Below are 7,365 nucleotides of genomic sequence, written 5' to 3' on the forward strand. Positions count from 1 at the left end.
AACACTGTGTATTTAAACGATAGTACTGTCGTAATTTTTAAGGAAAAGTGAGTCAAAAGAGCTGCTTTAATATGTAAAAATCCAATATCATCACTGATATTGGATTTTTATTTTTTAACTCTATACCTTAGCGCTAAACACGTTTCGTCTGAACTTTCAGTTTTAATTTCTGACCTGGCTGCAGGTACTTCTGTCCAGTCAAGTTGTTCCATTTGACGATTTCATTCACGCTAACGTTAAATTTAGTGGCGATACGTGCTAGTGAGTCGCCTTTACGCACTTTATAAGTGATTGTGCGCTCGGTGTTGACGAGGACGGTTTGAGTCGCTGCTTTTTCATCTTTAAAGACGGTAAGCTTTTGTCCAAGGCGTAAAACCGCATTGGTTTTTAACTTATTCCAGCTAGCTAATTGCTTAACCGTCACATCATATTCGCGGCTGATATCCCACAATGTATCGCCTGACTTTACCGTGTGGCTGAGCTTTTTCTTGGTTACCTTGTTGGCGGCAAGGCGCACTTCTGGCGGTAAATGCTCACTTTGCAATTCGCCATCACTGAGTGGCACCAATAACTTTTGGCCAACACGGATCATATTGCCATTGATGCTATTGAGTGAGCGAATGGCGCCGATACTAGTATTAAACTTAGTCGCAACGACCGACAGGCTATCTCCTTTTTGCACCGTATAATATTGCCAACGCAGTCGATCTTTTACTTCAGTTTTAGCTAATTTCTCTTGAAAAGCGTCAACCTTTTCCATGGGTAATAATAACTGGTGTGGACCATCTGGATCGGTGGCCCAACGATTAAACCCTGGATTTAGGCGATAGAGTTCAGTTAAAGATATATCAGCCATTTCAGCGGCAAGTGCTAAATCAATTTGTGATCCTACCTCAACGGTATCAACAACTTGGGCATTGATTATGGGTTGCCACGCGACCTTAAACTCATCTGAGCGTTTTAAGAGGTCGGATAAGGCAAGTAATTTAGGCACATACGCTGTGGTTTCGCGAGGTAAATCGAGAGACCAAAAATCGGTAGGCAAATGCTTTTTACGATTTTTTCGGATTGCATTGAGCAATCGGCCTTCACCTGAGTTGTAAGCTGCAATTGCGTTTAACCAATCGCCTTCCAGTGTTTTATGGAGATAGGTGAGATAATCAAGCGCCGCTTGCGTTGACGCGATAATATCGCGACGACCGTCATACCACCAATTTTGTTTAAGGTTAAAGCGTTCACCGGTTTGTGGCATAAATTGCCAAATACCGGAAGCGGTGCGGTGAGAATAGCCAAATGGATCGAATGCGCTTTCTACAATAGGTAACAACGCGATTTCTACCGGCATATTGCGCTTTTCTACTTCTTCAACAATGTAGTAGAGGTAAGGCTCTGCACGTTTTGCAATACGGTCTAAATAGGCTTGGTGACGTTGATAGTAATTACGTTCGGCGACAACCGGTCTATTTTGTGGTACTTCGATAGATAACTGATAACGGATCCGCTCCCATACATCATCAAATACAGGCACAGCATCTTCATCTTCGTCTTGCCATGAGGTACTGAGTGTTTGAGAGATATCATAAGGGCTCGCGTGATCTAAGTTGGCCTGCTTCACTTGTTCAGTTGCAGTTTCCAATGGGGTTTCTTGTGTGATTTCACAACCACTTAATATTGCTGTTGATGCAATAATAAAGGCGAGCTTTTTCATAAATGCGTTCTTTTGCTTGGGGGTTCGGACAAAAACTCGGCAATATTACCGAGTTTGTATCAGCATTTAAAGCTTCTTTATTATTTTATTTCGACTTCCTAAAAATCGTTAGAAATGCTTATCTTTGGCGGTGTCGCAAAGAAAATGGATAATTTATTCAATACTTCCCATGCAAGTGCGCCAAAAAAGCGTCATTTTGGCGTTACATTAGGTCACTATTGAATATTTTAGAAGTTATCCTTCCATTTTCTCAATGCACTAAAACGAGCTTCTGGTGTATTTTCTGGCGCGATAAATTGCGTTGGTACTTGGGTGAGAATGGCTTCATTTGCGGCACGCACAAATGGATTGATTGCTTTTTGTTGTTCAATAGTTGTAGGTACTGTGCGCTCGTTATTGGCACGTAGTGATTTTGCTTGTTGGTGATACTGGATTAGTGCTTGGTTAGTGGGCTCTACAGCCTCAGCAAAAGCAAGATTCGCGAGCGTGTACTCGTGCGTGCAATACACTTTACATGTGTCAGGTAGGGTGAGTAGCTTTTCAAAGGAGCGCCACATTTGGCTTGGTGTTCCCTCAAAAAGCCTGCCGCAGCCTGCATTGAATAAGGTATCCCCCGTAAAAGCCAGCTCATCATTTACATAACAGATATGGTCTAACGTGTGTCCTGGGGTGGCGATAATGTTCAGCGTGGTATCAAAAAGTGTGATCTTATCGTGTTCACTAAGGCCATGAGTAATGCCTTTATATTTACCATTTTTAGGCCCGTAGACTGTTAAGCTAGGAAAGTGTAATAAAAGCGGGGCAATGCCATCAGTATGATCCCAATGGTGATGGGTGACTAATATGCCTTGGAGTGTTAAATCAAATTTGGCGAGGTAATCTAAAACAGGTTGTTCGTCACCGGGGTCAATTACCCAACAGTTTGAACTTAGAGGGTCTTTTATCACCCAGATATAATTGTCATCAAATGCTTTGATTGCATCGACTTGCACCATAACGCAATGCTCTATAAAGTGATTAATAACACCAGTATAACGAGCTTAGTAAATGAAACCAGCGTTAAGTTTTTTACAAGGACCCAAACCCGATGAGTGGCAAGACTTTCCTCACGGTGAATATTTAAAAGTGGGGATCCAAAAACGACTGGATGAATGGCTACCAAGAATGTTTGGTTATCACATGCTAAAACTCGGCTGTTTGAGCGGTCAAATGAATACCTCTGCCAGCCCGATTAAGCATCAAGTTTGTGTTGCCCCACAAGGTAAACATGTCGGGGTATTTGCTGAAATTGACGAGCTACCTTTTTACGAAAACTCAGTCGATGCTTGTATTTTAAGCCAGTGTTTAGAGTATCATTCTGATCCGCATCATATTCTACGCGAAGCCCATCGCACACTTATTCCCGGTGGTTATATTGTGATCTCCGGTTTCAATCCCTTTAGTTTATGTGGTGTGGCCCAAATGCTTCCCTTTAGTAAAGAAAAACTACCTTGGTCAGGGCGCTTCTTTACTCCATCGCGGGTGAAGGATTGGCTAGATTTACTCGGGTTTGAGATTGTTGGTGACGAGCGCTTTATCTATGCGTCTTTAGCGCGAGGCTCGAGGCTTTCTCGTTTTGCGCCATGGCGCCGCTTTTGTCGTCATTACTTAAAGCCGATGGGAAGCGTGTATATGTTGGTGGCAAGAAAGCGGGTGATGCCGCTCACTCCAATCAAACCCAAGTGGCATGTAAAGCCTAAGTGGACACCCGCTGTGAAAGGGGCTGGACTCAGGCAAACCTGTCAAGATAAAGATTAGCTTTGTGACTTGAGGTAACCATTGATGGAGTAGGTACAGGAACATTGCTTTTAGAGGCGTATTAAATACCGGCTTCGTAGCCTTCATCTACAAGTAGGTTTGAACCTGAAGCCGCTTCACGCGCTAAGTCATCAACAAGCTCATTGTATTTATTTCCAGCGTGGCCTTTTACCCAGCGCCATTGGATCGTATGTCGGCTGGTGGCAGCGTCCAGTCTTTGCCATAAATCGACATTTTTTACTGGTTGTTTGGCTGCGGTTTTCCAATTGCGCTTTTTCCAATTTTCAAGCCAAGACTCAATGCCTTGCTTAACATATTGGCTGTCGGTATACAGAATAATATCGCAGGGACGCTTTAATGTTTCGAGTGCAACAATAGCCGCAAGCATTTCCATTCTATTATTGGTTGTGAGTTTATACCCTGCACTCATTTCTTTTTCATGTCCTTGATAGGAAAGGTAAACACCATAACCACCTGGACCTGGATTGCCTAAACACGAGCCATCGGTATAAATCTCTACGGTTTTTTGCACTGAATTGCCTATTTTTATGTAAAATGTGCGAATAGGGCAAAATAATAGCAAAGTTAAGCGAGCAACGATATGCACACACGGCAAATAGTACTGGATACAGAAACCACAGGTATTGATCCTAAAGCAGGGCACAGGATCATTGAAATTGGTTGTGTTGAGCTAGTCAATCGCAGACTAACGGGGAATAACTTCCACGTATATATTAACCCTCAGCGCGATATTGAAGAAGAAGCCATTGATGTTCACGGTATCACCAACGAATTTTTACGTGATAAACCTTTTTTCCATCAAATTGCGCAAGAGTTTTTTGACTATATTAAAGGGGCTGAGCTCGTCATTCATAACGCGCCGTTCGACGTCGGCTTTATGGACCATGAGTTTGCTAAGTTAAACCAAGGCTTTCCGGCGACCCATGACTATTGCCAAGTGCTAGATACTTTGGTGATGGCAAGGGATCTTCATCCGGGCCAGAAGAACAGTCTAGATGCGCTTTGCCGTCGCTACGATATCGATAACTCAAAGCGTACGCTGCACGGCGCTTTACTGGATTCTGAGATCCTTGCTGATGTTTACCTGTCGATGACGGGAGGCCAAAAAAAGCTGAATTTGGCGAATCAAAATAAAGGTGAACAGGCTAACTCAGCCGGTGGCATTATTCGTTTAGACAGCAATCGCCCTGCACTTAAAGTTTTACGTGCTTCTGCCGATGAAGAACAAGCACATACAGAACGTTTAGAGCTTGTAAACAAAGCTTGTGGACAAAGTCTGTGGCAACAATAATGAATATAATCGGTATCGTTGGGGTGGAGTAGACGCTTAACTAGGGGCTTTATCCCAAAAAAGATCACTCAGGCCATCAACGCAATGTAGGGTTAATGCATGAATCTAAAACAGCTGTTCTTGGGGTTTGTACTGCTAGTAAGTACGGTTGTTGGCGCTCAAACACCACAGATAACGATGTTGCAGCGGGACGGTAAGGTAAATGAAATCCCTCTTTTAGATAACCGTTTTCGCATTGATTATAATATTGAAGAGATCACTTTACTGTTTTTTCGCGCTCCTGGCGCTCCCGCCGTGGTACTGGTGAAGCCTGATGGTAGTAAATATTATGCGACCAGTTCACTGGATAATGATGCACTGCAATGGTATGACGAAGTCAGTTATGACTTGATCATTCTAAAGAACCCAACGCCAGGCCCTTGGCAAGTCATCGGACAGATCCAAAAAAACAGCCGCATAATGGTGCTTGGTGACATTGAACTCGAAGTTGAAGCTTTGCCCCCACTATTATTCCGTGGTGAAGTGCTGAAAGTAACAGGGCGCGTGACTAATGATGGCAAACAGATAGATGTGGGTTACTTCCGGGATGTTGTGACTTTGTATGTGGAGTTCTCTAGTACCAATAACGATGAATATGCCAACTTTGGTGCAGGTACGCAAAGCGTGACCGACTTTAAAGATGATGGTCGAGAGTTTGATGAAAGACCCTTGGATGGAATTTTTACTGGTGAGTTTAAATTAAACTTTCCAGCGGGAGAGTGGCAGCCTGAATTCTTCATTGAAACGCCCATTCTAAAAAGAAGAGTGATCAAATCACCTATTGTTATCGCTGAGCCGCCATTCAACTTTGAATTGATGCTAGCGGGTGAAAACGAGCTTGAACATGGCCTTACTATTACGATAGACGACACGGTTGTGAAACCTGAGACCATATTGCTACAGGGCAAAATTTTCTACCCTAATGGTGAAGAGCAGATGTTTACCTTAGATGCAGAAGAGCGGCTTTATCGTCAGCTGCCAATCAAGAATTATGATTGGGGGCGTTATAGTGTAGAAATCTCCGCATTTGGTGAAAATATCAATGGCCGTGAGTTTATGGCAACACTGCCAAATTACAATTTTGAAATTGAAAGACCCATTGAAAAAGTGCCTGAATTGGAAGCCGCTGCGTTACCAGCAGTGAAACAACCTGAGCCAGAACCAGAGCCGACAATAAGCACAGCGCTATTAGTCAGTATTATTGTTGCTGGTAACTTAGTTGTATTATTGCTCGGTTGGTTAGCCATTCGTATTCTGGTGCAAAAAAAGCCAATTAGACTAAAAGTACCAATGCCAAAGAATCCATTTAAGAAAACCGAAGAAGTGATTGATCTTGATGATTTAGGACCATCTGAAAATAACGCAGCAGGGAATGGTTCAAAAAATGATAAATCAGGTGATATTTTGAACCTTTCAATGAAAGATAACTAAAAAACACGGTTTTTTTTCAAAAAACGGTTGACTCATGAGGGGGTCATTCGTATTATTCACGCCGCTGTCAGGGAGCACACCTTACAGCAAATACTGCAAGAATATGACGCGGAGTGGTAGTTCAGTTGGTTAGAATACCGGCCTGTCACGCCGGGGGTCGCGGGTTCGAGTCCCGTCCACTCCGCCAAATTTCTTCGTAGTATCAATAAGTCGCGCTGGAGTGGTAGTTCAGTTGGTTAGAATACCGGCCTGTCACGCCGGGGGTCGCGGGTTCGAGTCCCGTCCACTCCGCCAATACTTATTACAAACGTGCATTTGCTTCTTATGGAGTGGTAGTTCAGTTGGTTAGAATACCGGCCTGTCACGCCGGGGGTCGCGGGTTCGAGTCCCGTCCACTCCGCCAACACTTCGAAGCAAAAAATGCGAATACTCAGTGGAGTGGTAGTTCAGTTGGTTAGAATACCGGCCTGTCACGCCGGGGGTCGCGGGTTCGAGTCCCGTCCACTCCGCCAATGTATCGCATAACTATATTCAAGCTTTATGACAGCTTGTTTACTCGCTGGAGTGGTAGTTCAGTTGGTTAGAATACCGGCCTGTCACGCCGGGGGTCGCGGGTTCGAGTCCCGTCCACTCCGCCAACACTAAAACGAGTAAAATAATGTCATTAAGATATCTCTGCGGAGTGGTAGTTCAGTTGGTTAGAATACCGGCCTGTCACGCCGGGGGTCGCGGGTTCGAGTCCCGTCCACTCCGCCATTTAAGATATCTTGCAAATCTATCACTGCGGAGTGGTAGTTCAGTTGGTTAGAATACCGGCCTGTCACGCCGGGGGTCGCGGGTTCGAGTCCCGTCCACTCCGCCAGTTTGCATTTTCTTCTAAGCAAGCTTCCTTGAGCAAAATCAAAAATCAAATAGCTCATTTTCTTTAGTCTTTCCCTTGTCATCACTGTTAAGTAACTCATTTTTCAACATAAGCTTATAATAATGTCGTTATAACTTTGCCAGTTGCAGCGAAGTGGTAGTTCAGTTGGTTAGCTGTTGCCTTAGAGAAAGCGGCATGTCACGCCGGGGGCTGCGG

The 7,365-nt window shown here is 44.1% G+C and carries 6 protein-coding genes and 7 tRNA genes; 10 read left to right on the top strand and 3 right to left on the bottom strand.

The window, feature by feature from the left end; translation table 11 throughout:
• Positions 1-133: 133 nt before the first annotated feature.
• The gene (locus MHN30_RS02120; RefSeq protein WP_045989218.1) at positions 134-1,708 is read right to left on the bottom strand and encodes a LysM peptidoglycan-binding domain-containing protein; all 1,575 of its coding nucleotides are present in this window, start codon (positions 1,706-1,708) and stop codon (positions 134-136) included.
• A 227-nt stretch (positions 1,709-1,935) separates the two neighbouring features.
• Complete coding sequence (gene gloB / locus MHN30_RS02125; RefSeq protein ID WP_045989217.1) at positions 1,936-2,703, bottom strand: hydroxyacylglutathione hydrolase; 768 nt, start codon at positions 2,701-2,703, stop codon at positions 1,936-1,938.
• A 52-nt stretch (positions 2,704-2,755) separates the two neighbouring features.
• Between gloB and MHN30_RS02130 the strand changes: the two genes are divergently transcribed.
• Positions 2,756-3,505, top strand: a complete 750-nt coding sequence (locus MHN30_RS02130; RefSeq protein WP_045989216.1) for a methyltransferase domain-containing protein — start codon at positions 2,756-2,758, stop codon at positions 3,503-3,505.
• A gap of 61 nt (positions 3,506-3,566) precedes the next feature.
• Here the strand turns inward: MHN30_RS02130 and rnhA are convergent, their stop codons facing one another.
• Entirely contained in the window at positions 3,567-4,037 is a 471-nt protein-coding gene (gene rnhA / locus MHN30_RS02135; protein WP_045989215.1) for a ribonuclease HI, read from the bottom strand.
• A gap of 69 nt (positions 4,038-4,106) precedes the next feature.
• On the opposite strand from rnhA, the gene dnaQ reads away from it, so the two are divergent.
• The 9 genes from dnaQ to MHN30_RS02180 all read left to right on the top strand — a co-directional run bounded on the left by dnaQ (position 4,107) and on the right by MHN30_RS02180 (position 7,149).
• Positions 4,107-4,817, top strand: a complete 711-nt coding sequence (gene dnaQ, locus MHN30_RS02140) for a DNA polymerase III subunit epsilon (RefSeq protein ID WP_017216195.1) — start codon at positions 4,107-4,109, stop codon at positions 4,815-4,817.
• Between the two features lie 99 nt (positions 4,818-4,916).
• Positions 4,917-6,287, top strand: a complete 1,371-nt coding sequence (locus MHN30_RS02145) for a TIGR03503 family protein (RefSeq protein WP_239357696.1) — start codon at positions 4,917-4,919, stop codon at positions 6,285-6,287.
• 110 nt (positions 6,288-6,397) lie between these two features.
• Positions 6,398-6,474, top strand: a tRNA-Asp gene (locus MHN30_RS02150).
• Between the two features lie 30 nt (positions 6,475-6,504).
• Positions 6,505-6,581, top strand: a tRNA-Asp gene (locus MHN30_RS02155).
• Between the two features lie 32 nt (positions 6,582-6,613).
• Positions 6,614-6,690: transfer RNA gene (locus MHN30_RS02160), tRNA-Asp, on the top strand.
• Positions 6,691-6,722: 32 nt separating this feature from the next.
• A tRNA-Asp gene (locus MHN30_RS02165) sits at positions 6,723-6,799 on the top strand.
• A gap of 49 nt (positions 6,800-6,848) precedes the next feature.
• Positions 6,849-6,925 (top strand) — tRNA-Asp (locus MHN30_RS02170).
• Between the two features lie 41 nt (positions 6,926-6,966).
• A tRNA-Asp gene (locus MHN30_RS02175) sits at positions 6,967-7,043 on the top strand.
• Positions 7,044-7,072: 29 nt separating this feature from the next.
• Positions 7,073-7,149 (top strand) — tRNA-Asp (locus tag MHN30_RS02180).
• Positions 7,150-7,365 lie beyond the last annotated feature (216 nt).

This window comes from Pseudoalteromonas sp. OF7H-1, from assembly GCF_022347825.1.
Lineage (GTDB): Bacteria > Pseudomonadota > Gammaproteobacteria > Enterobacterales > Alteromonadaceae > Pseudoalteromonas > Pseudoalteromonas maricaloris.